We start from the raw sequence: 23,616 nt of genomic DNA on the forward strand, positions 1-23,616 counted from the left end.
ATCGAAACAAAGGGAATCTCGATGTAAGAGTGTGTCGTCGAGAGAACTGAGCTCACAATGTCAGGTAGTACGCGAGGAACTGCGTCGCTGCTCCGACGCACCATTCATGTAGGCCACGATCCGATGGTTCGCCGCAGTGATCGGATCGAAGGGTTCATGTCCTTCGGTCTGATCATTTTCGCGATTCTTCTGCTGCCTCTCGCGGTATGGGCAGGGGCTGCGACTGCTTCGAGCCAGAACGCACTGATCGCCAAACAATCCGCCGAATTACACAGTATTTCGGCGACGACGACTGCAGATTCGACGCAGACCACCGCCTCGACAGCCGATTACATTGCGCCGACCACCGAAATGGCCAGCGCGCAGTGGAACTGGAACGGCCAGGTTCACACGGGTGATGTCACTGTCGACTCGGCGACGCCCGCCGGCACCGAGGTCCCCATCTACGTCAATGATCAGGGCGACAAGACCGTAGCTCCGATCACTCAGAGTGCTGCCGACGTCGCAGCCGTGGTGACCGGGGTTTTCACCTGGTTCAGCGTGATGTCGCTGCTGGTCATCGCTTTCATGCTGGTGCGCGTCTTTCTCGACCGTTCCCGCTCGGCCCAGTGGGACCGAGACCTACGCGCGTTCCTCGACGCGAACGCGCTGTAGATCCCGGCCCATTCTTTACTGCAGTTGGGGCATGACCTCGCTTGCGACGAGTTCGAGATGATCCAGATCGGCGAGATCGAGAGTCTGCAGATACACGCGCTGTGAACCGGCGTCGGCGAAAGTGCCGATCTTGTCGACCAGCTCCGAAGGTGTTCCGGCCAGACCGTTCTCACGTAGCTCGTCGACGTCGCGTCCGATAGCCTCGGCGCGCTTCTTGATCTCCGCCTCGTCGCGGCCGCAGCACAGGACGAGAGCGTTGGAGTACACCAATTCGTTCGGATCGCGCTCGTGCTCGACGCAAGCCTGACGAACCCGCGCAAAGATGTCCTTCGTTTCCTCGAGGGACTTGAACGGGATGTTGAACTCGTTTGCGAACCGAGCGGCGAGCGCTGGAGTCTTCTTCTTGCCCGTGCCACCGATCAGGATCGGCGGACCGTCGACCTGGTGCGGTTTGGGAAGCGCGGGAGAGTTCTTGATCTGCACGTGCTTACCGTCGTAGTCGAACGTGTCGCCGACCGTCGTACGCCACAGACCGGTCACGACGTCGAGAGTTTCCTCGAGCAGTTCGAAGCGATCCTTGAGCGCCGGGAACGGGATGCCGTACGCCTGGTGCTCTTCCTCGTACCAGCCGGCACCGATGCCGAGGTCTACGCGGCCACCACTCATCTGATCGACCTGTGCGACCGAGATGGCCAGCGGTCCGGCGTGACGGAACGTAGCCGACGTCACCAGAGTGCCGAGGCGGATGGTGGACGTTTCGCGGGCGATTCCGGCGAGCGTGATCCATGCGTCGGTGGGTCCGGGAAGACCGTCGGAATTCATGGCGAGATAGTGGTCCGAGCGGAAAAATGCGCCGTAGCCGAGTTTTTCGGCGGTCTGGGCAACAGTCAGTAGTTGTTCGTAGGTAGCGCCCTGCTGGGGTTCGGTGAATATACGCAGCTCCATGACTTCCACTCTGCCACTATTTCACTTGGTCGGGACGACGGCACCGACTTGTCCGGCGCCGAAACACAGGGTCGGTCCCGGTGTTGTCGGCGTGATCTTCATGCTGTTTCCGTGGCCGACCAGGCGCACGAACACCGAGTGCAAACCTTGGGTGACGGGTACGGATACTGCGTCGCCGGACTCCAACGCAACATCGATCGTTCCGTCGGCGCTGGCGAGGTAATTGAGCTGAACCGTCCATTCCCAGCCGGCCAGGGGGCCGTCGAGGGGGAGCTCGGTCGGGCCTTCGGCACGGGTGCCGCAGTTCGGCGCCGTTCCTTCGGGAATCCTTCTCGTCCAGGTCACTTCGGCATCGACGATCTGACCGCTGTCGTCGATGGTGCGCAGAATCGGAGTGCTGGAAGAGAATTCGGGGCGATCAGGCAGCGGCGCGAGAACGTTGCTTGCCAAATTGTTCGGAAAGGCGACGGGAAGGAGCACTTCGATCGCGACGGGTTGCTCGAGCAGTGGAGCATCCTGATTCTGTGACAACGACATTCGCGCGTTCGCGAGGTAGTCGCGGGTCGGGTTCTCGCGCCAGATGTCGACGAACGTGACGGTCGAGACGAGCGAACTGATCACGAAGAGCACTGACAGGCCGGCGGCGACTGCGACGGGTATACGGGCCGGACGTCGCCGAGGCGCAGCGAGAATCAAAGCGGCGGCGAGGGCGAACACCGTCGCCGAATCCGTGAAGTAACGCAAGGTCTGCGCCAACTCGTACGTGGTGTCGGCGTCGGATCGGGTAGCGGTCATCGCCACCACTGAGGCCAGGAAGTACAGCGCCGCGGCGACCCAGATCCAGGCAGCGCCGCGTCGGGCACGCACTGTCATCACGGCCGTCGTCAGCAGCGCGGCCCAGGCTGCGACCACCAAAAGCGTCGGCGGATCGGCCCAGGCGGGGCTGGGGATCCACCGCTCCCAGCGCCAGGGGCCGCCGAGAAGAGTGGGAAGCATCCCCAAAGACGTTCCGTGATGCAGCAGTTCGGTGGACATCGAACGGCCGTATCCGGTGATCGGAGATTCGACAGTTGTCAGATACACCGGAATCCAGAACGCGAGCACGGCGGCAGAGGCCGTCCACAGGAGTCGGCACTTCGTGACCGCACTTCGTATCGGCGTTCCTTCACCTTGTGTGCGCAAGTACAGCACCAGAAAAGCGAGTGCGACGAACGGAACGAGCACTGCTTTCTCGAAGAACAGCAAGGAGACGACAAAAACCGCGGTGCCCGAGAACACGTAGCGCACCTGCCCGGTGCGGTACAGCTTGATCGCGTCGCCGCATGCCCAGGCCAGCGCGATCTGGAGCGGCAAAGCATTGAGCGCGGCTGCCCACCACGAGAACGCCGGAAGTGTCAGCGGGACGAACAGATACAGGATCAACGGAATCAACAGTGCCGGTCGCCGGCCGAGGACCAACCGAAGAGTGCGCAGAAGCGCCAACGACGCGGCGGCCTGACCGATGACGAGCAGTGCCGCCGACAGCGCCCAGTTGTACGGCGCGATACGGGCGATCAACCCGGTGAAGAAGAAGGCCGCGGGCATGAAGTGACCGTCGTGGTCGTAGAGCAGGAGTTCGCTCGAGAAGAGTGGGAAGCGTCCTCCGCGGCCCATCAGGATGAGGTCGTCCCAGTAGAAGTAATTGCTCGCGGCAACCCAGACGCGAATGACGAGCTGACATCCGATCAACACGAACGCGAGCTGCGTGACCCGTCTCGGGGTGAACGTCAGAGTTGGCTCGGGCTGTGGAGAAGTCATCGACGGTCATGCTTCCAGGTGTGTCAAAAACCGACTTCTCATAAAAAGGGGATACCGGTCTTTTCTGTCTTTTCGGGAGCAATTTCTGAATGGATTGTGAACTTTGCCGGGATAAATGACGTCGACGCCCGAAAGTTCACTGACCTGCGGTGTCAAATTCATCCTCGAGCCTGTGCATCGTTCGCTAACACCTGTCAGCAAATTCTCAGGGTCTTGCCCGTGACCTGTGGATAAAGCCCGATTCATTCATCCAGAACTGTGGATGAACCTGTGGAAACTGTGGATAACTCGAGTTTTTAAGTGGCGGAGGTCACATTATTCGAACAATGCAGGTGAACGCGGTGGAGGTTCGATCACAAATCGGGAGTGAATCCATTTGCTGCCGTTACCGATACGGCGTGACAGAATCGAAGTTGTGAGTGTCGTTCAGGTCTGCGCCCGGTGCGCCGCACGCTGGCCTGTCGTCGGCGGCCCGACGCAGTGGTGCCCGCGCTGCAGCGGCGTCCTGCTGATCCCCACCCGCACCGAGATCTACCAACCGCCCAACCGCCGTGGCTTCCGCTGGATCGCGCGCTCCCCGTCCGACCCCCGCGGCGTGGGGGACGCACCAGTGCGTCGTAGCTTCTCCACTCCGCGCTACGACGCTGTCCCGCAGTGGGGACTCCGGGACGTCGTCGACACCTCACCGGTGCCGCCCTCGCGAGCGGACCGGATGGCCGACCGAGTCGGGCCGTTGCTGACGCTCGCAACGATCCTCTACGGACTGGCGGTTTTCGCCGAACTGGGCAGATACGCGATCCTGGTCCGCAACCGCACCAGGCTGATCCCGCAGCCGCTGCTCACGGTCTCCGACGCCGCCGTGTACTTCACTCAGTTGGGTGGACTGCTGATCTCGGTCTTCGCGGCAATCGCCGCTGTGTGCTGGCTGCTTCGTCGGCGTCGTGAACACTTCGCAGGTGCCCGGGAATCCGATCCACGCACAGCGTCGGAAGTTGTCGTCGGCTGCGCTGTGCCGATCCTCAACCTGGTGATGCCGGCCGTTTATCTCTTCGAGTTGGTCCGCCGCGATCCGCGCGGAACCCTGCTGGTCAAGATCTGGTGGGGCTTCTGGGGATTCAGCGCTCTGCTGCTGGTGGTCAACGCGTACTGGCGATCACGCCCGGGGATTCAGGCAATGGCCGACGGGGTTCTGCTGAACGCTTTCATCGCACTGATCGCTGCCGTCACCGCGGCGTTGACACTCGTCGTGATCCGCCGGATCGAGCGCAAGAGCTGGCGCGGTGAACCGGAATCGGAAACCCGGTGGGTGCCAGTGCCGCGCTCGGTGCTGGAAGAGAAGACGGTGCTGGAAGAGAAGGAGACCGCTGCCCTGTGAGCCCAGATCGTCGAGGTCCACTCGTCGTTGCGCACCGAGGTGCGTCGGCTGCGCGGCCGGAGCACACCCTCGCCGCCTACGAACTGGCCCTCGCGGAGGGTGCGGACGGGCTCGAATGCGACGTCCGGCTCACCCGCGACGGACACCTGGTCTGCGTTCACGACCGCAAGGTCGACCGCACCTCCAGCGGGACGGGGATCGTCAGCGAGATGACGCTCGATTCGCTGAACGCTCTGGACTACGGGTCGACGAGCGAACCGGCCGAACTGCTGACTCTCTCCGATCTCATCACCCTCGCTCTGGATTTTGCGCGCCCGGTGAAGCTGTTCATCGAGACCAAGCACCCCGTGAGGTTCGGCGGATTGGTCGAAGCCAAACTCCTGGCGGAACTGCACCGCTTCGGGATCGCGTCGCCGCCGTCGGCCGATCACTCGCGGGCAGTGGTCATGTCTTTCTCGGCGAGTGCGGTCTGGCGAGTGCGTCGTTCGGCACCGCTGCTGCCGACGGTCCTGCTCGGTGACGCGTCGCGGTACCTCGGCGGCGGTGCGTCGACGGCTGTGGGCGCTACGGCGATCGGGCCGTCGATCAAGGCGCTGCGCGAACATCCCGATCTGGTCGATCGGGCCGCCGCTGCGGGTCGCGCGACGTACTGCTGGACCGTCGACGACAAGGCGGATGTGGACCTGTGTCGTGAGCTCGGGGTCAGTTGGGTTGCCACCAACCATCCCGGGCGCACGAAGCAATGGCTGGGCAGCGTGTAGATTTTGCCCTCGTGGCCAAGAAGAGCAAAAGAAACAGTGGACCGAAGCAGGGCAGCGCACGCGCAGAGAAGCTGGCGGCACGCCAAGCAGAGCGTGAAGCCGCTGCCGGCGTAGTCAGCCGCCCGTTCGAGGGCCTTGCCGCCGAGTGCGATCTGGTCGCGCTGCGTGAATTCGTTCCGTCCGCCACGGCTCCGTTGCCGGTCATCGGCTCCGACCGTCCCGTCACGTTGGCAACGGTCCTCCCCGGCGCTGTTGCCGCACTCGTCCGTGACGAGGGCGAGACGGCCACCGGATTTGTCGGTGTCCAGGTTCAGGCGCACTCGGCCGACCTCGGCGCAGACCTCGCCGCTTCGGTGAACTGGATCAAGGACGCGGCCCCCGGCGACGCGCTTTCTGCCGCGAACCCCGATTCCGAGACCCCCGCTGTCACCGCTGTCGTCGATCCCTCGGCACTGCTCGACATCACCGTGCACCAGAACTTCAACTGGTGGATCCCCGAGGGCGTCGAAACCGATCCCGAGGTTGCCGCCACCGTGCAGCACGCCAACTCGGCGATCATGCCCTCTGCACGCCTCGAAGGCGACGGCCTCGTTGCCGCGTGGTGGGTCGACGCCGGCGAGAAGGCGCACCTGCGTTGGGTTCGTCCCGAGAGCGAAGACGACCTGATGCTCGCGCTGGCGCGCGTGCACGCGACCGGTGGACTGCATCTGGGTGAGGGCTCGCGCTACGCAGGCTCGTTCCGCACCCACGGCCTGTTGGTTCCCGTCTTCGACCTCGACCGCGAAAAGCATGCAAACGAGTGGGTAGCGGCAACCGTCGAGCTCGGTGAGCGTCTTGCCGAGGCTCTGGCCGTCGATGCTCCGCTGACCTCGGCCGAGCTTCGCTCGCGCGACGGACTTCGTGGTCGTCAGGTCACGCTGCGCTGATTTTTTCGCCCGAACTATAGGCGTTACGCGAAGTTACGGTTAATGTTGGTGACATGACCTTGTCGCATGACATCTCCGGTAGTGGTCCCACGCTTGTGCTCGTCCATGGCATCGTCCATCGACGGCAGGCGTGGGATTCGCTTTTGGACCAGCTGACGCCGTACCGCCGCGTCGTCACCGTCGACCTGCCGGGTCACGGAGAGTCGCTGCTGCCCGAACTCGGTCCGGACGTCATGGGACAGCTGATCGACGATGTCAGTGAGTTCGTCAAGGAAGTGACGCCGGCGGGGGAGCGTGCCCACGTCGCGGGAAACTCCCTCGGCGGCTGGATTGCCCTCTCGCTGGCAGCGCGCGGAGATGTCGCGTCGGCGACAGCTCTTTCGCCGGCCGGGTTCTTTGTCAATCACCTCGATCAGGTGCGAGCGATCAACACGTTCCGTGCACTGCGCGGCACGGCCAAGCTCATGGGTGACGGATTGCCACGCGCATTGCGGTACAAGCTGATTCGCTATCCGGCGCTCGCCGCGTTCTTCGCTCATCCGAGTCATGTCGGTTATGCAGCGGCGTTGGCCGACTGCCGTTCGCTCGTGTCGAACGAACTCGTCGATCTCGGTCTCGAGATGGACTTCGTGCTGCCGCCCATCGTGGATCCCACTGTGCCGGTGACGGTTGCGTGGGGTCGACGCGATCTCATCCTGCCCGTGTATCAGGCGCAGCGCGTGAAAAAGCCGTTCCCGCAGGCAAAGTTGATGGTTCTGCCCGGCCTGGGGCACGTACCGATGACAGATGCCCCCGAGCTGATCAGTTCGATCCTGCTGGCAGGAAGCGAACCGTTCGGCTCGAGGGCAAAATCCGTGAGTGCTGCAGGCTAGATGGTTCCGCCGGCTGCGCTCGGTGCACCGGTGGTGTCACCGACGGTGCTCATCTCGCGGGACACGAAGTCTTCGAGGTCGAACAGGTTGGCGCCTGCGCGGTCCGCGATGGTGAGAAGTGTTGTCATGCTTGCAACTTCCTCGACCTGCTCCTTGAGGAACCACTGCATGAACTGCTCGCCGAGGTAGTCGCCTTCTTCGCGGGCAGTGCTCGCGAGCTGGACGATTTGCTCGGTGACCGTCTTCTCCTGCGTCAGCGCGAGAGCGATGGGCTCGCGGGCATCCTTGAAGTCGGCCTTCGCGGCGTCGACGCCGGTGAGTTCGACATTGATGTCGCGATCGAGGAAATACTGAACGATCATCATGGCGTGGTTACGCTCTTCCACAGCCTGCTTGTAGAAGTGCTTTGCCAGCTGTGGCAGATCCGCATTGTCGAAGTAAACCGCTGTCGCGATGTACTGATGCGAAGCGTTGAACTCGTTGCGAATCTGGTCTCGGAGTAGTGCGTGGAATTTGGTCATGTGAGTCTCCCCAGAAGTCATGAATTCCAAGATAGTGCAGGTCAGAGGCCCTGTCATCCCAGTATGACCTTATTGTGGTAAGCGTTCCCAAACTAAAGAAGACCTAATTTTTCTTCGAATTCGGTGAGGTTATCGAGCCCGGTGAATTCGAATGTTTCATTTAGGAATGTCCATTTCACCAGGCGAGTTCCGCGCATTTACCGTCGCTTCCCTGTAGTTCCACCTGTACGGTGGCGTGCCCCAGTTCGAATACCTCGGCAAGCAAGGTTCGGGTTGCTGCGAGCACCGTTGTGGGATCGGCGTCACTGACCGCGGTGACGTGAACGGAAGCAACTTCCATCCCCGAGGTGAGTGTCCAGACGTGCAGATCGTGCGCGTCGACGACTCCCGGCAGAGCGTTGATCTTCTCGATGATCGAGGTGACGTCGATGCGGTCGGGAGCCTGCTGGAGGAGGATGCGAACGGCGTGGCGGCCCAGGTTGAAGGCACGTGGCAAGACGAAGAGGCCGATCGCGACGCCGATGACGGGGTCGGCGTAGCGCCAACCGAACGCGAGCGTGACCAAGCCGCTGACCAGGACGCCGATGGACCCGACCATGTCCGCCATGACTTCGAGGTAGGCGCCGCGGATGTTGATGCTTTCCTTCGCGCCGCTGCGCAGCATGAGGAAGGCGATGACGTTCATCGCCAGACCGACGACGGCGACTGTCGCGACGGGAAGGCCGGGAACCTCGGGCGGATCCGTGAAGCGGCTGGCGGCCTCGTAAAGCACCCACCCGGCGACTGCGAAGAGCAGGATCGCATTGGCCAGTGCCGCAAACACTTCCGTGCGGTACATGCCGAAAGTACGGTCGGGGCGCCGGGCGGCACGCTGTGCGACGAGGATCGCGGCGAGCGCCATGAAGATGCCGAAGATGTCTGTGAACACGTGCGCCGAGTCCGAGAGCAGGGCCAGTGACGAGGTGAAGAGGCCGACCGTCACCTGCAGCACGAAGGTCACCAACCCGAGGCCGGCGGCGATCCACAGTTTGTTGACATGCTTGCCGCTGTTGCTGGTCGCAGCCTCGGCGGGGGAGATTCCGTGCCCGTGTCCGTGTGACATCGAAGGTCCTTTCGTCGACGCCAGCCTAGACACATATGCATATATGCGCAATAGTGCATGTCTTAAAAACTATGCAACATAGTTGTAAGGTGGCGGCGTAGACCTTCATTTGTCATCGACGCGAGGACCGAGAAGTGGGAAGACATCGAAAATCCGAGCCGATCAGACCCGGTGGGCGCATGGCCGCGGTTTCCGTGGCGACGGGTGCAATCCTCGCGTCCGGCACTTCCATCGGGCACGCGTCGCCGCCGTCGGTTGTAGTCGAGGATGCATCTGCGGTGTCGGCGCCGGAGATCCTCGACCTTGTCCGGTCGACGGATCTTGCCGGAATAGCCGAACAACTCGGCAAGACGCGACAGCTCGAATCCGAGCGAGCGGCGCTGGCGTACGAGGCCGAAAAGCCACAGGTGATGGCCCCCGTCAGCGGGACGATGACGTCCAACTTCGGTCCACGGTGGGGAACCACCCACTACGGTCTCGACATCGCGAACGCGATCGGAACGCCCATCGTGTCGGCGACCGACGGTGTGGTGCTCGAATCCGGTCCCGCCGCGGGATTCGGGCTCTGGGTCCGCCTCCAGCAGGACGACGGGACCGTCGGCGTCTACGGACACATCAACGAGGCGCTCGTGGTTGCGGGTCAGAAGGTGCGGGCGGGTGAGTTGATCGCGACCGTGGGCAATCGTGGACAATCGACAGGACCACACCTGCACTACGAGGTGTGGCAATCTGACGGACAGAAGACCGATCCGCTCGTGTACCTGAATTCCCGGGGCGTGTCGTTCGGGGAGAAGACCACGGGCGACTGAAGTTCTGTCACGACGCGATGGAGGAGCAATGCAGGGGCTGGGCGGACTCGAAGCCGAGGTCATGGATGTGCTCTGGCAGTCCGACGACGCGCTCTCGGTCAAGGATCTGGTCGAGATCCTGGGTGAGCGTCGACAACTTGCGTACACCACGATCCTGACCGTCGTGACGCATCTCTTCGACAAGGGCTGGGTGAGTCGTGAGAAGAAGAGTCGCGCCTACTTCTATCGGCCGAGTCGCAGCCGTGAAGAGGCCACATCCAGAGCGCTGCGCGAATTGTTGGACAGCAGTTCCGATTCCGCTGCCGTGCTGTTGCACTTCGCCAAGACCATGACAGATGCCGAGAACGAGGCCCTGCGCCGGGGTCTTTCCGGGGAAGGTGTGCAATGACATTGGCGTTGCCGATGTTTCTCGGTGCGATGCTCGTGGGATTCCTGGTTCCGAGAGTGTTGCGAGCCGTTTCCTCGGCGTTGTCACCGGCGGTGCTGCTCGCGGCGTGGCTCGGCAGCATGGCGTCGGCTCTGTATCTCGCTCTCTCCGCGGTCTTGGTTCTGGTGTGGCCGAGCCACGCGCCGGTCGAGGGGCTGGTCGACGGTATCGCTCGGTGTTTCAGCGCCTTCGCGCACGGCACGAGTTCATGGGTGGGTGAACTGATCACCGGCACAGCCGTTGCTGTGGTGGGTGTGATCGCCGTTCGGATCGTGCTGGCCGGCCGCAAGCAGGCACGTGAGCACGCGAGGGTCCGAGATTTCCATCGTGATGTTCTCTCGATCGTCGCGCGCCGCGACAACTCGGAGTCCGACGTGTTGTGGCTGGATCATCCGCTGCCTATGGCGTACAGCGTCGCCGGAAAGCCTGGATTTGTTGTTGCGACGCAAGGCTTGTCATCCGCTCTCAGTGGAGGCGAGCGGGATGCTGTCCTCGCGCACGAGCGTGCACACCTGAGCGGCGGTCATCACCGAATTGTCGGTGCGTGCGAAGTCTTGGCCGCTGTTCTTCCGCGAGTGCCGTTGTTCGCGGCGGCACCCGCTGCCGTCGGCGCGATCGTCGAACTGTCGGCGGACAGACACGCCGCTCGCGTCACCAGCCCGGCTGCGGTGCGTTCCGCCCTTGCCGTGGTGTCGAAATCGCCGCTTCCTCAGCCGGACTGGAGCTTGAGCGATCGCGGCAGCGCGACCGCGGTGCGATTGAGTTCCCTGGTCGACGGCGACGTGGCGTCGCCTCGGCGACTGACCTGCGCGGTGGCGGCCTGTGTGCCGGCCGCTGTCACGACGGCCGTTGCCGCAGCCGTGACGGTGGCCGTCTCCGCGGGGATCTGCGCTGTTCTGACCTGATCATTCTCCCAAGGCCGAATCGATCTGGGCTTTCAACTGCTCGTAGCTCGGCATCTGGTCCAGCTTCACGTCGTTGAGGAACAGCGTCGGAGTACCTTGGACGCCGAGGCGTCGGCCTTCTTCGAAGTCGCGCTCGACCCGCTCGCGGACGCCGCGGCTGCCGAGGTCGGATTCGAATCGGGCCATGTCAAGTCCGAGATCTTGTGCGTAGGAACGGAACAGCGCCTCCTGTGATTCGGCGGATTCACCCCATTGCGACTGCGTCTCGTACATTTGCTTGTACATCTCGACGAATTTGCCCTGGCGAGATGCGGATTCGACGACCTGCGCCGCGAGAGTGCTGTTGGTGTGACTCGGAATCGGAAAGTATCTGATGCCGAACGTGATTCGATCCTCGTACTCCGCTCTGATCCGCTCCATCGTCGGGTACAGTGTGAGGCAGGCTTCGCATTCGAAGTCGAGGAACTCGACCAGGTTCACCTTGCCGTCGGCGGCCGAGGTCAATCGGTACGCGTCGTCGGTGAGGACGGCGGTGGATTGTGCTGCCCGATCGGCGTTCTCGTTGTCTGCCCGAATCGGATCGACGGTGATGAACGTGATCAGTGCTACCGCGAACACCGCGATCAGGGCGGCGGATATCTTCATGCTTCTGGACACTGCTGTGCACCTGTACCTTCCGTCGAATTCCTAAATACTATCCAACATAGTAGTTAGGTGTAGAGTCGACGGTACCCGCATGGAGACGAAGGAGGACCCGCCGGTGAAGCGTTCGTGAATGACGCGCCGCCGCCGTCGATCGGGCAGATGCTGGAGTGGGATACCTCATCCCTCCCGCTTCTTCCTGCCCTGGGAGTTGTTCTTGCACTCTGGTATTGGACTGGCGCTCAGCGAGTTCGCGCGAGTGGGCGACCATGGCCGTGGTATCGGACAGCGTGTTTCCTCGGTGGGTGCCTGCTGCTGATCGCGGTGACCGGACTGAAGGTCGAGAGCTACGGCTACGAACTCTTCAGCATCTGGATGTTCCAACACCTGACGCTCTCGATGGCGATCCCGCCGCTCTGGGTACTGGGCTCGCCGGGACTGCTGCTACTACGTTCGACGCCGCACCGAGGAATAGGAAAAGGCATTCTCGCGCTTGCCCTCTCGGCATTGCGCAGCCCGCCGGCGCGGTGGATGCTGCACCCCGGGTTCACGATCCCGGTATTTCTGTTCAGCTACTACGGGATCTACCTGTCGCCGATCTTCGACACCGTCTCGGCGTTACCGGCTGGACACGTCTTTCTCGAGATCTTCTTTCTCGCCAGCGGTCTGCTCTTCATCATGCCGGTGCTCGCCACCGGCCCACTGCCGGTGCGACAGAGCTACCTCGGCCGGTGTTTCGACCTGTTCGTGGAGATGCCGCTGCACGTGTTCATCGGCGTCGTACTCATGATGGCGACAAAGCCGCTGCTGACCACGTTCGTGGATCCGCCTCCGGAGTGGGGCGTGGACGTGATGCAGGATCAGCAGCTGGCGGGCGCCCTCGCGTGGTCGTACGGAGAGCCCGTCGCTCTGGTGGTGGTCGTGATCTTCGCGATGCGCTGGAACCGCGACGACAAACGGATGAATGCCGACCTGGACCGCCGCGCCGAGATCGACGGCGACAGTGATCTTGAGGCGTACAACAATTTCCTCAGATCACTGAACGCCGCCGAGCGGCCTGAGACTCGGTAGGCCGGTGGCCCTCAGACGCCGCCGCCGGCGGGCGTCGGAGCCATTGCGTCGGCAGCGGCCGGGGTGTTCATCTCGCGTGCGACAAACGTTTCGAGGTGGAACAGGTTGTCGCCGGCGCGGTCGACGATGGTGAGAAGTGTTGTCATGCTTGCCACTTCCTCGACCTGTTCCTTGAGGAACCACTGCATGAACTGCTCGCCCAGGTAGTCGCCGGTATCGCGCGCGGTGCGTGCCAGCTGCGTGATCTGCTCCGTGACCGTCTTCTCCTGCTCGAGTGCCAACTCGACCGGAGCCCGGACACTGTCGAACTTCGTCACGACGTCGTCGATGCCCGGAACGTCCACGTCGAGGTCGTTGTCGAGCAGGTACTGGATCATCATCATCGCGTGACCGCGCTCCTCGGTGGCCTGGCTGTAGAAGCGCGCGGCCATCTGCGGAAGATCGTGTGCATCGAAGTACACCGCTACCGCGATGTACTGCTGCGATGCAGTGAACTCGTTACGGATCTGCTGACGCAGCAGAGTGGTGAATTCGCTCGAGTTCTTCGCCTGTGTCATCCCAACAGGTTACTGGGTCGTCGCCGCTGAGAGGGAGCTACTTCTTGTCGAGCTGATCGATGACGAAGCCCACAGTTTCCGGTCGGTACCCGTAGACGAACGAGTCCTTTTCGCCGACGTACCAATCGCCGCACTGAAAAGAACTGCCCTTCTCGACCCCCGTCGGCCACCACTGTGCGGACAACGATGCGGGACGAGTTTCGACGGTGGGTCGTGCGATGCAGCTGTTGTGATCTATCTCCGCGATGTTCGCAGTCATTCGCAGGATGCGTTCGTTGCCGGTGGTGCGGATGACCTCGTCGATACCCGTTGCGCCGGCGGGAACCCAACTCGGCAGTGTGTCGATTCCGTTGGATGCTTGTGCAAAAGAGAAGGTTTCGGTTTTCTTGTACGCCTTGGAGTCGTCGAACTTCTCGAAGGTTCCGGAGCAGGACGTCACGAGTGCAGCAGCTCCGACGGCGGCGGCAACGACGGCGAGAGTGCGGAATCGGTGGTGTGTTGTGTTCATACCTTCACGGTATTTTTCGGCCGCCGATTCCGCGTCCTGCCGGAAAGCGATTTGTTCGCCGGGCTTGTCCTCCCGCGGTACTACCGGAACTCAGGGCGATTACCCCGTGGTGATCAGATCCTGTGGAATCTGCTGATCGTTGGCCAGGGCGTCGAAGAACTGCGAAGCGCGCGCCTTGTCCCACAACAACACGTTGCCCGAACCGTCCACGTCCTCGAAACCGGCGACCGGAACCGTCGTGGTGGTCATCCCGCCGCGAAGCGCCCAGGCGAGTGAGGCCAGATTCCAGATGTGATCGCCTTCGTCGACCTGTAGAGATTTGGCGGTATCGGAGACGAGTGGCCACAACCGGAACGGATTGAGGAACGTGGTCGGACTCGTCGCCTTCGACAGCAACGCCGACATGAACTGGCGCTGGTTGTTCATGCGGTCGAGGTCGGCGAGCGCCGTCGCGCGAGTTCGCACGAACCCGAGTGCGTCCGAACCCTTCAAGTCCTGGCATCCGGCGGGGAGGTTGATCCCGGCCAGCGGATCGTCGATCGGCTGTGCCAGGCACACGTTGACGCCACCGACGGCGTCGACGATGCCGGCGAACCCGCTGAATCCGATCTCGGCGTAGTGGTCGATGCGAAGCCCCGTTGCCTCTTCGACGGTCTGCACCAGCAATGGAGCGCCACCGAAGGCGAAGGCGGCGTTGATCTTGTCGGAGCCGTAGCCGGGGATGGGAACGTACGAATCGCGGGGGATGCTGACCATGGTCGTCTTCCCACTTTTGGGGACGTGGACCAAGATGACCGTGTCAGTGCGCTTGGGACCGGTGTCGCCGCCCGTCGCAAGGGCTTGCTCCTGCTCGGGGGTGAGCCCCTCACGACTGTCGGACCCGACGATCAGCCAGTTCGTGCCCGGAGTATCGGCGACGCGTCCCGCGTAGTCGGGCAGCGCGTCGATTCGATTGAGCGAACTGTCGACGTAATAGATCGCGCCGGCCAGCGCGAGCAGTAAGACCAACAACGTGATGCCGATACGTCTACCCCAGCTACGACGCTTGCGGGGGCGTCGCTGCTTCGGAGGTTCTGGAGGGCGCGGCGGGGCGTTCGGCGGGGTTCGGCGCGGCGGTGCGGGCGCGTACTTCGCCTGGCGCTGCGGATCCTGACGCGGCGGCCCCTGCCTGCGCGGGTCGTCCTGAAACGGTTGCGGGCGCTGGGTCGGCGCCCAGTCCTCACGCCTGGGCTGCTGCGGCGCTTGTGGTGGGACCTGTGACCAGGCCTGATTGGCCGGATTCTGCTGCTGCGGGCGTCCGTCGCGGCGAATGACCGTCGGCCCTTCCGGCGGCATTGGTGGACGCCGCTGCGGGGGTGGGCCCTGACGGGGTGGATTCTGGCGTGGAGGGTTCTGCCTCGGAGGCATCGGTCCACGCGGAGGTGGCCCTGGCGGCTGGCGCCGCGGAGGGCGCTGAGGATATTCGGAGTCGCCGGTCACCAGTTCACGGTACCGGTCACGGCAGCCAGGAGACGTGATCGCGCAGGAGGGCGTAACCGATGAACGCCACCATGTCGATGAGAGCGTGGGCGATGACCAGCGGCCAGAGTTTCCCGGTGCGCTGCCAGTACCGGCCGAACACGAGCCCCATGATCACGTTTCCGACGCCGCCACCGAATCCCTGATAGAGGTGGTAACTGCCGCGCAGGAGTGACGACGCGAGCAGTGATTTGTTCTCGCTCCAACCCAGCGTTCGGAGGCGAGTGATCAGGTAGGCGACGACCAGCACCTCTTCGGCACCGGAGTTCGCGATCGCGGACAGTACGAGGATCGGCACCCGCCACCAGTGATCGTCGAGCGCACTGGCCTGGACGGTGAGGTTGATGCTCAGTGCCTGAGCCACGAGATAGAACAGCAGACCGGGGAGACCGATCACAGCGGCGAGGCCGAATCCCGGTGCTATGTCGCGCCCGAATCGAGGCTTGGGGGTCAGTCCCGCAGCACGTGGACCGATCCCCGAACGCCACAGTAGATAGAGTCCCAGCGCTGCCCACGCGAGAAGCTTTGCGACGCCCAGCAATTGGCGCGCCAGGTCGATCCAGTCGATGGCGGCCCGTGACGGGTTGAGTGCAACCGTCTGATCCGAGAGCGCAACCGGCGTCGCCAGGGATTCGGCGAGCGAGAGGATCCCGGACAATCCGCTGAGTCCGAAGGTGACCAGCAGGACGATCGTGATCTCGATCCAGACTCCGCGTCTGGCGGTCGGATCGAGTTCCGGGCCGGCCGGGACGGGAGTCGGCGGCCGTAACCACGTGCGGACGGTTTCGCGGGCATTCACCCGCGCAACGCTAGCCGTTTGATGCGCCGCCTGATCGGAGGCCGTTGAGGAAAGGGCACCCGACCAGCATGCGGATGGCGCGGCTCAGCGCGGGAGCGTCGTCGACGGGGTTGGCGAACGGCATCCACACGTCGCGGTCACCGGTGTGATCCTCGACCCGCAGGCGAAGTCCGTAGCGGTCGATGCCGAGTGGGCGAACGCGTCCGGTGCGCATGTACGGGGGAAGCTTGCGTACGAGCAGGTCCACGAGGTCGCGGTGGTCTTCGTCGAGATGCTGCAGCCATGCGGTCTCCATTTCCCAGAAGGGATCGGGGCTGGCGTTCAGCAGTTCGTCCACGGCGACGGGTTCTGCCCCCGTTGAATCAGCGACTACAGCCGAGGCCAGGCTCAAGCGAAGGAGGACCGAGGTGTGGCCGATGTCGAGGAGTCCCGGGTGTGGATGTTCGGATGCGACGTCGTCGGCGAGAACGCGTGCCTCGTAGTCGGGCACGGCGTGCAACGAGCCGCGAAGCCACACGAGGGAGCGCACGGGCTCACGCAGCCGCAGTGGTGCGTGATCGGTGATCTCGAGGACGGCAGGCAGGCCGCCGCCGCCGGAGTTCCAGGCCAGAGCCGCAGCTGCGGAGGCATGTGGGACTGCAACGACGACGTCACCGTTCGAACGCAGGTGATGCACCGACGTGGCGGTGGGATCGCTGCCTTCGATGGCGAGAACTGCGTCTTGTGCGCGCACACAGGCGCTGCGGACGCGTTCGGCGGTGGACGGGCCGGTGCTGGTCTTCGTTGCCATGCTGCCCCCTTGGCGGGTGTTCTCTCGAACTCCATCGGATGATGAGGTAACCCTAACCTAAGGCGCTTCGGTGTGAATCGCAAGACTTTTGCGCAACTCGCGTGGAATCCGCCGCCTGCGCCGGGGTTACGGTTTGTCTGTGGCCATTCCTCTCTCACTCGGGCTGCCCGCCCCGAGAAACTCGCGCGGACTCCTCGAAGCACTCTTTCTCCCGGTTGTTCCGGCGTCGGTTCTGATCGGTGGCGAAGCAGCAGGCCGGGTTGTCGTCCGTCTCGATATCGATCCGGAAGAACTGCGTGCGGACACGGAAGCGTCGTACGAGGCCGTCCGTTTCGACGTCGACGTCACCACCGACCAGATCGACGACGCGATCGCGCTGCGCCTGCCCGCTCCGCTCGCTGTGTATGTCGACGGCGGCGAAGAGGATCTGACACCCGCTGAAGCGGCGCTGCGTCTGTGCGAAGGTGGCCGGATCCCCGGACTCGCCGCCGGTCTTACGCCCACCGAAGTGGCTGATTTCCTGGCGGTACTCGCGCACGAGTCCGTCGGTTTCGTAGCCCGCGCGGCCGACGGCGACGAGGTGATCGCCCTGCTGTGTGGCACCGTCGCTGCACTGCGCGGCGACGACGTGCGCGCCGCGATGGTCGATCCGAAGCCGGAAAAACTTGCCACGCTGATCCCCGAAGCCGCGTCGGCCATGCGTGAGGTGCTGCTCACGATCGAGGTCGCGGATCTGCCTGCAGTGGAAACGGCTTTGCGTGCCGCGGGTTTGCAGTGACCGGCGTGGGTCGGTGCGTAATCTTTTAGGCGTGCCAAGAATCGCGTATTTCGGTCCGTCGGGAACCTTCACGGAGATAGCTCTCGCCCAGTTGGAGGCTGAGGGCGCGTTCGGCGAAACCGTCGAGCGAGTACCGGCCGGCAGTCCGCCGGCGACTCTCGACATGGTTCGCGACGGTTCCGTGGACGGAGCCGTGGTTCCCTTCGAGAACTCGGTGGAAGGCGGCGTAGCTCCGACGCTCGATTCACTCGCTCTCGGTTCGCCGCTGCAGATCGTCGCCGAAACCGATCTGGACGTGAGTTTCTCCATCCTGGTTCGGGCCGGGACCACCGCCGATCAGGTCCGAACGATCGGCGCGTACCCGCATGCGGGCGCGCAGGTCCGCGGATGGATCGCCGAGAACCTGCCCCAGGCCGAGGTGGTGTTGGCCTCGTCCAACGCCGGTGCGGCCCTGGATGTGCAGGCCGGAACCGTCGACGCCGGTGTGTCCACGGCTTTGGCCGGTCAGATGCTCGGACTCGAGAGCCTGGCGGACAACGTCGCCGATGTAGGCGGCGCCCGCACACGTTTCGTGTTGGTCACCAAGCCGGCCCCGGTTCCGGCGCGGACCGGTGCCGATCGCACCGCGCTGGTGCTTCACCTCGACAACGCTCCCGGCTCCCTGGTGCGTGCACTCTCCGAATTCGCCGCTCGCGGTATCGATCTGACTCGGATCGAATCACGGCCGATGCGAACGGAATTGGGCACGTACCGGTTCTTCGTGGACTGCGTCGGACACGTCGAGGACTCGCTGGTGGCCGAGGCGATGCGTGCGCTGCATCGTAAATCCGGAGTCCGCTTCCTGGGGTCGTGGGCGACAGCGAATTCGACCGGGCCACAACCTCCTTCGGACGACGAAGCGATTCGGTGGATCGACGAACTCAAGCATGGAGGGGGAGAACGATGACCGGAAGGCTCATCCTCGTTCGGCACGGTCAGACGGAGGCGAATGTCGCCAAACGTCTCGACACCGCCCTGCCAGGAGCAAAGCTCACGCCGGAAGGGTTGGCGCAGGCCGAGACGTTGGGCATCGGCCTGGCTTCGGCGCCGCCGCTGGCACTCGTATCGTCGTTGGCTTTGCGTGCCCGGCAGACAGCAGGTTTCGTGGAGCAGGCCGCCGGTGTCTCTCTGGACGTGCGGGACGGATTGCACGAGGTGCAGGCCGGTGACCTCGAAGATCGTACCGACGAGGCCGCGCACCGACTGTTCATGGAGACGTTCCATCACTGGCACACCGGCAACCTCGGCGCTCGCATCCCCGGTGGTGAAACGGGATACGACGTCCTGGAGCGATACGTCCCCGTCGTCAATTCGTTGCGCGAAGAATTTCTCGAAGGCTCACGAGACGGCGGCGACATCGTCGTGGTCAGTCATGGTGCAGCGATCCGTCTTGTCGCAGCCCAGCTTGCCGGTGTCCCCGGTCTGTTCGCAGCCAACAACCACTTGGCCAACACCGAGACCGTCGAACTGTTGCCTTCGGTCGACGGCGGTTGGGAGTGCCTGCGCTGGGGAACCGTCAACCCGCCGTTCGAGCATCGACTCATCCCCGGTGCCGACGACGTGATGGGCTGACGGCCGGCTTCACCACCAACCGGTCTGGACGCTCAGTTGGCGCCCGAGTTCAGCGGACAGAGTGCTCACGTAGCTGGCTGTCAGGTGGTGGGAATCGTGATACACCAATACATTTCCCTCCACGACGCGGCACAACTCCGGTCCGCAGACGCCGTCGCTGAGGTCGAGTAGACGGACGTTGGTCAGATCGCCGATCGCCGACGGCGCCGGATTGACGTCGCTGAGCATTTCGGACCGTGGCATCGCGCAGTGATCGGGTGACGTGGTTGTCGCCAGACAGTCGATCGCGCGGTAGGCGACGCCGTCGTGGTGCAACCACGGGGTATCGCGGATGGCGAGCACGTCGATACCGTCGCGCCCCAGTTCCTCCCACACGTGTACGTAAGACTCGGGCGTCACGTCGCCAGGGCCGTCGGAACTCGGCCTGGTTGCCGTCGTGAACACGAAATCGGGTGAGGCGTCGGCCAACTCGGTCAGCACTCCACGCGACCAGTCGACGCAATCCGGATAGTCGTTGTCCGACAACGTCTGCATGGAGTCGATGGTGAGCGGGCAGCCCATCTTCAGATACGTGTCGACGCGGAACCCGTGACTCTTGCCGAGTTCGTCGAGCGCAGTGAGCCAGTGCTCGGAGTGCGAACCACCCGCGAGCGCGATGGTTCTGTCGGCGTCGGCGTCGCCGTAGGTGCAGTGGACGACGTCCCGCTCGAGAAAATCGGCGATACAGCCGTCGAGCGTACTGGCCGGAAGGTCCAGTGGCGCATCGAAGATCGAGGGAACCATCGACGCCTTGGGTACTTCGGCACCGTCGGTGAGCGCGAGTGCGCCGGGATGGGTCGGGAGGTCGAGGGTGTCGACCGCCCGCTGGCCCGTCGTCTGGCTGCTCGCGTACGACTGCCAGGCGACCGAAGCGGCGAGGACCACGGCAGCGGTGACGACGCATACCAGGACGGTGTACCGGCGCGAGCGGCCTCCGCGCTCCACCGGAACCTCGACCAGGCGCCGGAGTGCAAGCGCCCCCGCGACGGAGAGGGCGATGATCAGTGCCCCACCGAGCAGGCCGGCTTCGGGGCGTCCGGTGATCACGAGTGCAAACACCAGAATCGGCCAGTGAATCAGGTACAGCGCGAATGCGAACGAGCCGAGCCACGTCAGTGCCGGATGGGCAAGCGTCTTCGACGTCCAAGGCGTGTCGTCGCCGACTCCGGACAGGATCAGCGCAAGAGTGGCCAGCACCGGCACCAGCGCCCACGGGCCGGGGAACTGCTGGGCGCCGTCGAGCACTATGCCGCACAACAGGATCGACGAAAGACCCGCCCAGCCGATCGTCGCTCTGACCGAGAACGGCAGGGATGCGATCTGCCGACTGCGTGTGCTGGTCATCAGAACGGCCAGCAGACCACCGAGTGCCAATTCCCACAACCTGGCACCGGAGTCGTAGTACGCCCAGGCTTGGTGACGTGAAGATTTGGCGAGTGCGTAGAGAAAAGATCCTGCGGTCAGAACCAGAAGGGTGACCGCGAGTGACGGGCGGAAATAGTTGGGATTCACGCGTGAAGCCACATAAGCGATCACGGAGACCAGTGCGATGGCCAGGAGATAGAACTGACCTTGTACGGCCATCGACCACAGGTGCTGCAGGGGAGTGACCGAGCCGTCGGCGGCCAGGTAGTCGCTTGCGGTGCTGGCGAGCTGCCAGTTCTGGAAGAACCCGAGCACCGCGATCAGTTGATCGCCCAGATCGGCCCAGCGTGTGCGTGGCAGCAGCAACGCGGTCCCCAGTGCGGTCAAAATGCTGACCACCGCGATCAGGGGGAACAGCCGCAGAAACACCCGCCGCAGTGCCGGGACCGGGTTGAGCGAACTTCCGGCTTCGGCGCGTCGAACCAGTGAGCCGACGAAGAAGTATCCGGACAGAACCAGGAAGACGTCCACCCCGCCCGATACCCGTCCGAACCACACGTGGAACACGACCACCAAACCGATGGCGAGGCCACGCAGTCCGTTCAGGTCTTGTCGGTGCGGTGTTGTTGCCCGTTCATCGTTCGGCCGGTCGATCGTGGCGACCGAGCCTTGTTCGCCCGGTGACGACGGTTGACGCGAGAACTGCATGCTGAAGTAAGGCTCCGGGCGTTGAAGGGACGCCCCGAGGTTACCCGGAAGTCTCCGGCGCCGATTCCTCGAGTTCAGTTACCAGAGCGTTCACGGCTTGTCGGAGGCGATGGGATGTTCCGGAACTGATGGACGTCCATTCGGTGCCGTCGGCGGCCCGAGTGGTCGAACCGACCAGCCGACCCGACAAGGTGTCGTACACAGTCACTGCGCCGGTCATGAGCGTCGTCGCTCCCAAACTGTGTGGTATTCCGACCAATTCGGCGAAGGCGGTGCATGTGACGATTGCGCTACCCAGTTGGCGCGCGTCGTCCTCGGGTATTCCGGCGTTGATCAAGGCCGAGGTTACGCTGCCTGCATCCGGGCCGGCGCCGAATGCCAGGCTGAGCATCTCGGTCGGTGCGTTGATCACGGCAATCGGCATTGCTTCGGCGCTGCCGAGCGCGGTGACAACGGGTGCAGTCGGTTCGGCGGTGACGCTGCGCAATGCGAACGAAGAATCAGTTGAAGTCGCTTCGACACAAAGGAATTCGCCCTGCGCGACGCAGAGGCGTGAAATGCTTCCGCCGACATGCCGACGCAGCGCCAACTCCCATTTGGGGTGGGTCAGGACGCGCAGGCGGGCACTGAGGTCGTGATGGATCTCCCCGCCGGGGAGGAGATCGCGCTCGGAGAGTGAATCTGCCGCGGACTGCATCGCCGTACGGTGAGCGCTCGCACTGCCGTGAACCGTCGCGCCACCGAGAACTACCGGAAGCGCATCGAGTCCGAGTCGCTCACGTACATAGTCGATTTCGTCCTGTGACAGGACGACGACAGGTAAATTCCACCCCTCAGGTGAGGTGCCGAGGTCCACCATCAATGCTCTGTAGTTTCGAGTGCGCCACCGATCACGGACGGGATGACTGTTCGGCCGTCGGCGAAGTGCTCGAAGTGCTTCAGGTAATCGGGTGTGTCGTGCTCGGTCTCGTCTTCAGATTGGGCCGCATGTCGGCCGCCGGCGATCGGCGCAGATCCGCCTGCGGTTCGGGCCGGATCCACCTTGACGGTATCCGCGGTGCCCTGAACCGGCGAGGTCACGGGGTTCTGGCGTGTGGCGCTCTGGCCGGTGGAGGGATCAGGAAGAGCGTGCCGGCCGGTGCTGCTGCTGCTCGACGACGAGCCCGCGATTGCTCCGGTTCCGGTAGTCGCGGATGCTGCGCTGACCTGTGCCGGTGCCCGGCTTGCCGACGGGGTGCCGAACAGTGATGGTGTGGAAGCGCCGAGTCTTGCGCCGCCGAGTCTTGCGCCGCCCAGTCCGGTGAGTCCTGCTCCTGCCGTCGCGAGAGCTGATGCGGCAGTGGTGGCGCCTGTGACTGCGGTGGTGGTGGCGCTGGCTGCGGTGGCAACTCCACCGGAGATGGCACCGGCCTGTGAGGCAGCGGCGGCAAATACCGGGTTGGAAACTACGGATGCGACAGCAGCGGTGGCGGCGCGCACGGGATCCGCGATTGCGTCAGCGAGCGTGGATGCCGCTTGCACGACGGACTGTCGTGCGGCGCTGCCTGGGCTTTCGGCCGAAGCGGATGCCCCAGCTGTGGGTTCCGCGATGGACGGTGGTGAGTCGAAGTTCTGCTGCACGGCCAGATGGGCCGTTGCGACGTCGTACGTTTCCATTGTCACCGCCGCTCGAATTTTGAGAGCTTCTTCGGCAGCCTCGGCGGCGGCGGCACCGCCGACCAGGGCACCGCCGATGGAGTACGCGGCGACCTTGGCCGCTTGAACTGCTGCAATCTCGGCCAGGGACGGCATGGCGAGGGTGGCAACCGTGTACGAACCGGACTGCACCTGGGCCTTACCTGCAGTTTCTCCCGCGAGCAACGCGGCAGCAGCAGCCCATTCCTGAAACGGCGCGAACTTGCTCAATGCGGCATCCGCTGCTTCACCGGACCACCCGGTGCGAAGATCCGCCATCACGCGAGAGATGGACGCAGCGGTGTCGGTCAGTCCGGACGACACGGTGGACCAGGCTCCGGCCGCCACGCCGAGAGGGACCGGCCCGGCTCCGGCGACCAGTGCTGCGGAGTTGGGTGCTGCGCCCCGTGGATACCAGATGACGCCGGTGATGCCGACCATTGTTCTTCCCCCCAGGAAGTG

The 23,616-nt window shown here is 63.8% G+C and carries 25 protein-coding genes; 12 read left to right on the forward strand and 13 right to left on the reverse strand.

What is annotated here, in order from left to right; all coding sequences use genetic code 11:
• The first annotated feature begins 57 nt into the window (after window positions 1–57).
• A complete protein-coding gene (locus tag PCS43_RS11920; protein ID WP_223304488.1) occupies window positions 58–654 on the forward strand; it encodes an Rv1733c family protein in 597 nt (198 codons plus the stop codon).
• 15 nt (window positions 655–669) lie between these two features.
• On the opposite strand, the gene PCS43_RS11925 is transcribed toward PCS43_RS11920, so the two are convergent.
• Window positions 670–1,599: an LLM class F420-dependent oxidoreductase gene (locus tag PCS43_RS11925; RefSeq protein ID WP_003944174.1), complete on the reverse strand. Its 930-nt coding sequence runs from the start codon at window positions 1,597–1,599 to the stop codon at window positions 670–672.
• A gap of 21 nt (window positions 1,600–1,620) precedes the next feature.
• On the reverse strand, window positions 1,621–3,396 hold the full coding sequence (locus PCS43_RS11930) for a hypothetical protein (RefSeq protein WP_209910829.1): 1,776 nt from the start codon (window positions 3,394–3,396) through the stop codon (window positions 1,621–1,623).
• A 415-nt stretch (window positions 3,397–3,811) separates the two neighbouring features.
• Here PCS43_RS11930 and PCS43_RS11935 point away from each other — a divergent pair, with 415 nt between their 5' ends.
• From PCS43_RS11935 to PCS43_RS11950, 4 genes are read left to right on the forward strand one after another with little or no spacing between them, the layout of a single operon-like run.
• Complete coding sequence (locus PCS43_RS11935; protein ID WP_209910832.1) at window positions 3,812–4,771, forward strand: DUF4328 domain-containing protein; 960 nt, start codon at window positions 3,812–3,814, stop codon at window positions 4,769–4,771.
• Complete coding sequence (locus PCS43_RS11940) at window positions 4,768–5,532, forward strand: glycerophosphodiester phosphodiesterase (RefSeq protein ID WP_064442952.1); 765 nt, start codon at window positions 4,768–4,770, stop codon at window positions 5,530–5,532. Before PCS43_RS11935 ends, PCS43_RS11940 begins: the two co-directional genes overlap by 4 nt.
• Window positions 5,533–5,543: 11 nt before the next feature.
• Window positions 5,544–6,458, forward strand: coding sequence for a DUF5926 family protein (locus tag PCS43_RS11945; RefSeq protein ID WP_003944127.1), 915 nt, complete (start codon window positions 5,544–5,546; stop codon window positions 6,456–6,458).
• Between the two features lie 53 nt (window positions 6,459–6,511).
• On the forward strand, window positions 6,512–7,330 hold the full coding sequence (locus tag PCS43_RS11950; RefSeq protein ID WP_003944129.1) for an alpha/beta fold hydrolase: 819 nt from the start codon (window positions 6,512–6,514) through the stop codon (window positions 7,328–7,330).
• Here PCS43_RS11950 and PCS43_RS11955 read toward each other — a convergent pair.
• Complete coding sequence (locus PCS43_RS11955) at window positions 7,327–7,872, reverse strand: ferritin (protein ID WP_030535839.1); 546 nt, start codon at window positions 7,870–7,872, stop codon at window positions 7,327–7,329. The genes PCS43_RS11950 and PCS43_RS11955 overlap by 4 nt on opposite strands.
• 154 nt (window positions 7,873–8,026) lie before the next feature.
• Window positions 8,027–8,953 carry a cation diffusion facilitator family transporter gene (locus PCS43_RS11960; protein ID WP_007735998.1) on the reverse strand — a complete coding sequence of 309 codons (927 nt, stop codon included), beginning with the start codon at window positions 8,951–8,953 and terminating at the stop codon, window positions 8,027–8,029.
• A 179-nt stretch (window positions 8,954–9,132) separates the two neighbouring features.
• On the opposite strand from PCS43_RS11960, the gene PCS43_RS11965 reads away from it, so the two are divergent.
• Genes PCS43_RS11965 through PCS43_RS11975 form a run of 3 tightly spaced genes read left to right on the forward strand, consistent with a single transcriptional unit; the run spans window position 9,133 to window position 11,094 of the window.
• Window positions 9,133–9,762, forward strand: coding sequence for a M23 family metallopeptidase (locus tag PCS43_RS11965; protein ID WP_209910836.1), 630 nt, complete (start codon window positions 9,133–9,135; stop codon window positions 9,760–9,762).
• A gap of 28 nt (window positions 9,763–9,790) precedes the next feature.
• Entirely contained in the window at window positions 9,791–10,150 is a 360-nt protein-coding gene (locus PCS43_RS11970) for a BlaI/MecI/CopY family transcriptional regulator (RefSeq protein WP_063315268.1), read from the forward strand.
• Window positions 10,147–11,094, forward strand: a complete 948-nt coding sequence (locus PCS43_RS11975; protein WP_007736002.1) for a M56 family metallopeptidase — start codon at window positions 10,147–10,149, stop codon at window positions 11,092–11,094. The genes PCS43_RS11970 and PCS43_RS11975 overlap by 4 nt, the downstream gene beginning before the upstream one ends.
• On the opposite strand, the gene PCS43_RS11980 is transcribed toward PCS43_RS11975, so the two are convergent.
• Complete coding sequence (locus PCS43_RS11980; RefSeq protein WP_209910839.1) at window positions 11,095–11,739, reverse strand: DsbA family protein; 645 nt, start codon at window positions 11,737–11,739, stop codon at window positions 11,095–11,097.
• Between the two features lie 126 nt (window positions 11,740–11,865).
• Here PCS43_RS11980 and PCS43_RS11985 point away from each other — a divergent pair, with 126 nt between their 5' ends.
• Entirely contained in the window at window positions 11,866–12,807 is a 942-nt protein-coding gene (locus tag PCS43_RS11985; RefSeq protein ID WP_209910842.1) for a cytochrome c oxidase assembly protein, read from the forward strand.
• Between the two features lie 11 nt (window positions 12,808–12,818).
• Here PCS43_RS11985 and PCS43_RS11990 read toward each other — a convergent pair whose 3' ends face one another.
• From PCS43_RS11990 to PCS43_RS12010, 5 genes are all read right to left on the reverse strand, one after another.
• Window positions 12,819–13,364, reverse strand: coding sequence for a ferritin (locus PCS43_RS11990; protein ID WP_003944176.1), 546 nt, complete (start codon window positions 13,362–13,364; stop codon window positions 12,819–12,821).
• A gap of 37 nt (window positions 13,365–13,401) precedes the next feature.
• Window positions 13,402–13,872, reverse strand: a complete 471-nt coding sequence (locus PCS43_RS11995) for a hypothetical protein (protein WP_075831784.1) — start codon at window positions 13,870–13,872, stop codon at window positions 13,402–13,404.
• 99 nt (window positions 13,873–13,971) lie between these two features.
• Entirely contained in the window at window positions 13,972–15,207 is a 1,236-nt protein-coding gene (locus PCS43_RS12000; protein WP_174519508.1) for an LCP family protein, read from the reverse strand.
• 160 nt (window positions 15,208–15,367) lie between these two features.
• Window positions 15,368–16,189 carry a CPBP family intramembrane glutamic endopeptidase gene (locus PCS43_RS12005; RefSeq protein WP_030535834.1) on the reverse strand — a complete coding sequence of 274 codons (822 nt, stop codon included), beginning with the start codon at window positions 16,187–16,189 and terminating at the stop codon, window positions 15,368–15,370.
• A gap of 10 nt (window positions 16,190–16,199) precedes the next feature.
• Window positions 16,200–16,979: a DUF2470 domain-containing protein gene (locus tag PCS43_RS12010; RefSeq protein ID WP_007736014.1), complete on the reverse strand. Its 780-nt coding sequence runs from the start codon at window positions 16,977–16,979 to the stop codon at window positions 16,200–16,202.
• Window positions 16,980–17,118: 139 nt separating this feature from the next.
• Between PCS43_RS12010 and PCS43_RS12015 the strand changes: the two genes are divergently transcribed.
• Genes PCS43_RS12015 through PCS43_RS12025 form a run of 3 tightly spaced genes read left to right on the forward strand, consistent with a single transcriptional unit; the run spans window position 17,119 to window position 19,368 of the window.
• On the forward strand, window positions 17,119–17,757 hold the full coding sequence (locus PCS43_RS12015; RefSeq protein WP_064073602.1) for a hypothetical protein: 639 nt from the start codon (window positions 17,119–17,121) through the stop codon (window positions 17,755–17,757).
• Between the two features lie 31 nt (window positions 17,758–17,788).
• Entirely contained in the window at window positions 17,789–18,703 is a 915-nt protein-coding gene (gene pheA / locus PCS43_RS12020) for a prephenate dehydratase (protein ID WP_065456352.1), read from the forward strand.
• The gene (locus PCS43_RS12025) at window positions 18,700–19,368 is read left to right on the forward strand and encodes a histidine phosphatase family protein (RefSeq protein ID WP_007736019.1); all 669 of its coding nucleotides are present in this window, start codon (window positions 18,700–18,702) and stop codon (window positions 19,366–19,368) included. The genes pheA and PCS43_RS12025 overlap by 4 nt, the downstream gene beginning before the upstream one ends.
• Window positions 19,369–19,377: 9 nt before the next feature.
• Here the strand turns inward: PCS43_RS12025 and PCS43_RS12030 are convergent, their stop codons facing one another.
• The 3 genes from PCS43_RS12030 to PCS43_RS12040 are packed head-to-tail and all read right to left on the reverse strand — an operon-like array spanning window position 19,378 to window position 23,595.
• Window positions 19,378–21,480: an acyltransferase family protein gene (locus PCS43_RS12030; protein ID WP_209910847.1), complete on the reverse strand. Its 2,103-nt coding sequence runs from the start codon at window positions 21,478–21,480 to the stop codon at window positions 19,378–19,380.
• Window positions 21,481–21,520: 40 nt separating this feature from the next.
• Window positions 21,521–22,339 (reverse strand): ESX secretion-associated protein EspG, encoded by an 819-nt coding sequence (locus PCS43_RS12035; protein WP_118604894.1) that lies wholly within the window; start codon window positions 22,337–22,339, stop codon window positions 21,521–21,523.
• Window positions 22,339–23,595 carry a PPE domain-containing protein gene (locus PCS43_RS12040; protein WP_209910849.1) on the reverse strand — a complete coding sequence of 419 codons (1,257 nt, stop codon included), beginning with the start codon at window positions 23,593–23,595 and terminating at the stop codon, window positions 22,339–22,341. The genes PCS43_RS12035 and PCS43_RS12040 overlap by 1 nt, the downstream gene beginning before the upstream one ends.
• Between the last annotated feature and the right edge of the window lie 21 nt (window positions 23,596–23,616).

It is taken from the genome of Rhodococcus sp. C-2 (assembly GCF_027854095.1).
GTDB classification, from domain to species: Bacteria; Actinomycetota; Actinomycetes; order Mycobacteriales; family Mycobacteriaceae; genus Rhodococcus_F; species Rhodococcus_F qingshengii.

Coding starts and splice junctions, on each gene's coding strand:
- PCS43_RS11930 (WP_209910829.1), bottom strand. CDS start 3,396: ATGACTTCTCCACAGCCCGAGCCAACTCTGACGTTCACCCCGAGACGG.
- PCS43_RS11975 (WP_007736002.1), top strand. CDS start 10,147: ATGACATTGGCGTTGCCGATGTTTCTCGGTGCGATGCTCGTGGGATTC.
- PCS43_RS11955 (WP_030535839.1), bottom strand. CDS start 7,872: ATGACTTCTGGGGAGACTCACATGACCAAATTCCACGCACTACTCCGA.
- PCS43_RS11965 (WP_209910836.1), top strand. CDS start 9,133: ATGGCCGCGGTTTCCGTGGCGACGGGTGCAATCCTCGCGTCCGGCACT.
- PCS43_RS12040 (WP_209910849.1), bottom strand. CDS start 23,595: ATGGTCGGCATCACCGGCGTCATCTGGTATCCACGGGGCGCAGCACCC.
- PCS43_RS12030 (WP_209910847.1), bottom strand. CDS start 21,480: ATGCAGTTCTCGCGTCAACCGTCGTCACCGGGCGAACAAGGCTCGGTC.
- PCS43_RS11925 (WP_003944174.1), bottom strand. CDS start 1,599: ATGGAGCTGCGTATATTCACCGAACCCCAGCAGGGCGCTACCTACGAA.
- PCS43_RS11950 (WP_003944129.1), top strand. CDS start 6,512: ATGACCTTGTCGCATGACATCTCCGGTAGTGGTCCCACGCTTGTGCTC.
- PCS43_RS11990 (WP_003944176.1), bottom strand. CDS start 13,364: ATGACACAGGCGAAGAACTCGAGCGAATTCACCACTCTGCTGCGTCAG.
- PCS43_RS12010 (WP_007736014.1), bottom strand. CDS start 16,979: ATGGCAACGAAGACCAGCACCGGCCCGTCCACCGCCGAACGCGTCCGC.
- PCS43_RS12035 (WP_118604894.1), bottom strand. CDS start 22,339: ATGGTGGACCTCGGCACCTCACCTGAGGGGTGGAATTTACCTGTCGTC.
- PCS43_RS12025 (WP_007736019.1), top strand. CDS start 18,700: ATGACCGGAAGGCTCATCCTCGTTCGGCACGGTCAGACGGAGGCGAAT.
- PCS43_RS11970 (WP_063315268.1), top strand. CDS start 9,791: ATGCAGGGGCTGGGCGGACTCGAAGCCGAGGTCATGGATGTGCTCTGG.
- PCS43_RS11960 (WP_007735998.1), bottom strand. CDS start 8,953: ATGTCACACGGACACGGGCACGGAATCTCCCCCGCCGAGGCTGCGACC.
- PCS43_RS12000 (WP_174519508.1), bottom strand. CDS start 15,207: ATGCCGCCGGAAGGGCCGACGGTCATTCGCCGCGACGGACGCCCGCAG.
- PCS43_RS11920 (WP_223304488.1), top strand. CDS start 58: ATGTCAGGTAGTACGCGAGGAACTGCGTCGCTGCTCCGACGCACCATT.
- PCS43_RS11995 (WP_075831784.1), bottom strand. CDS start 13,872: ATGAACACAACACACCACCGATTCCGCACTCTCGCCGTCGTTGCCGCC.
- PCS43_RS11980 (WP_209910839.1), bottom strand. CDS start 11,739: ATGAAGATATCCGCCGCCCTGATCGCGGTGTTCGCGGTAGCACTGATC.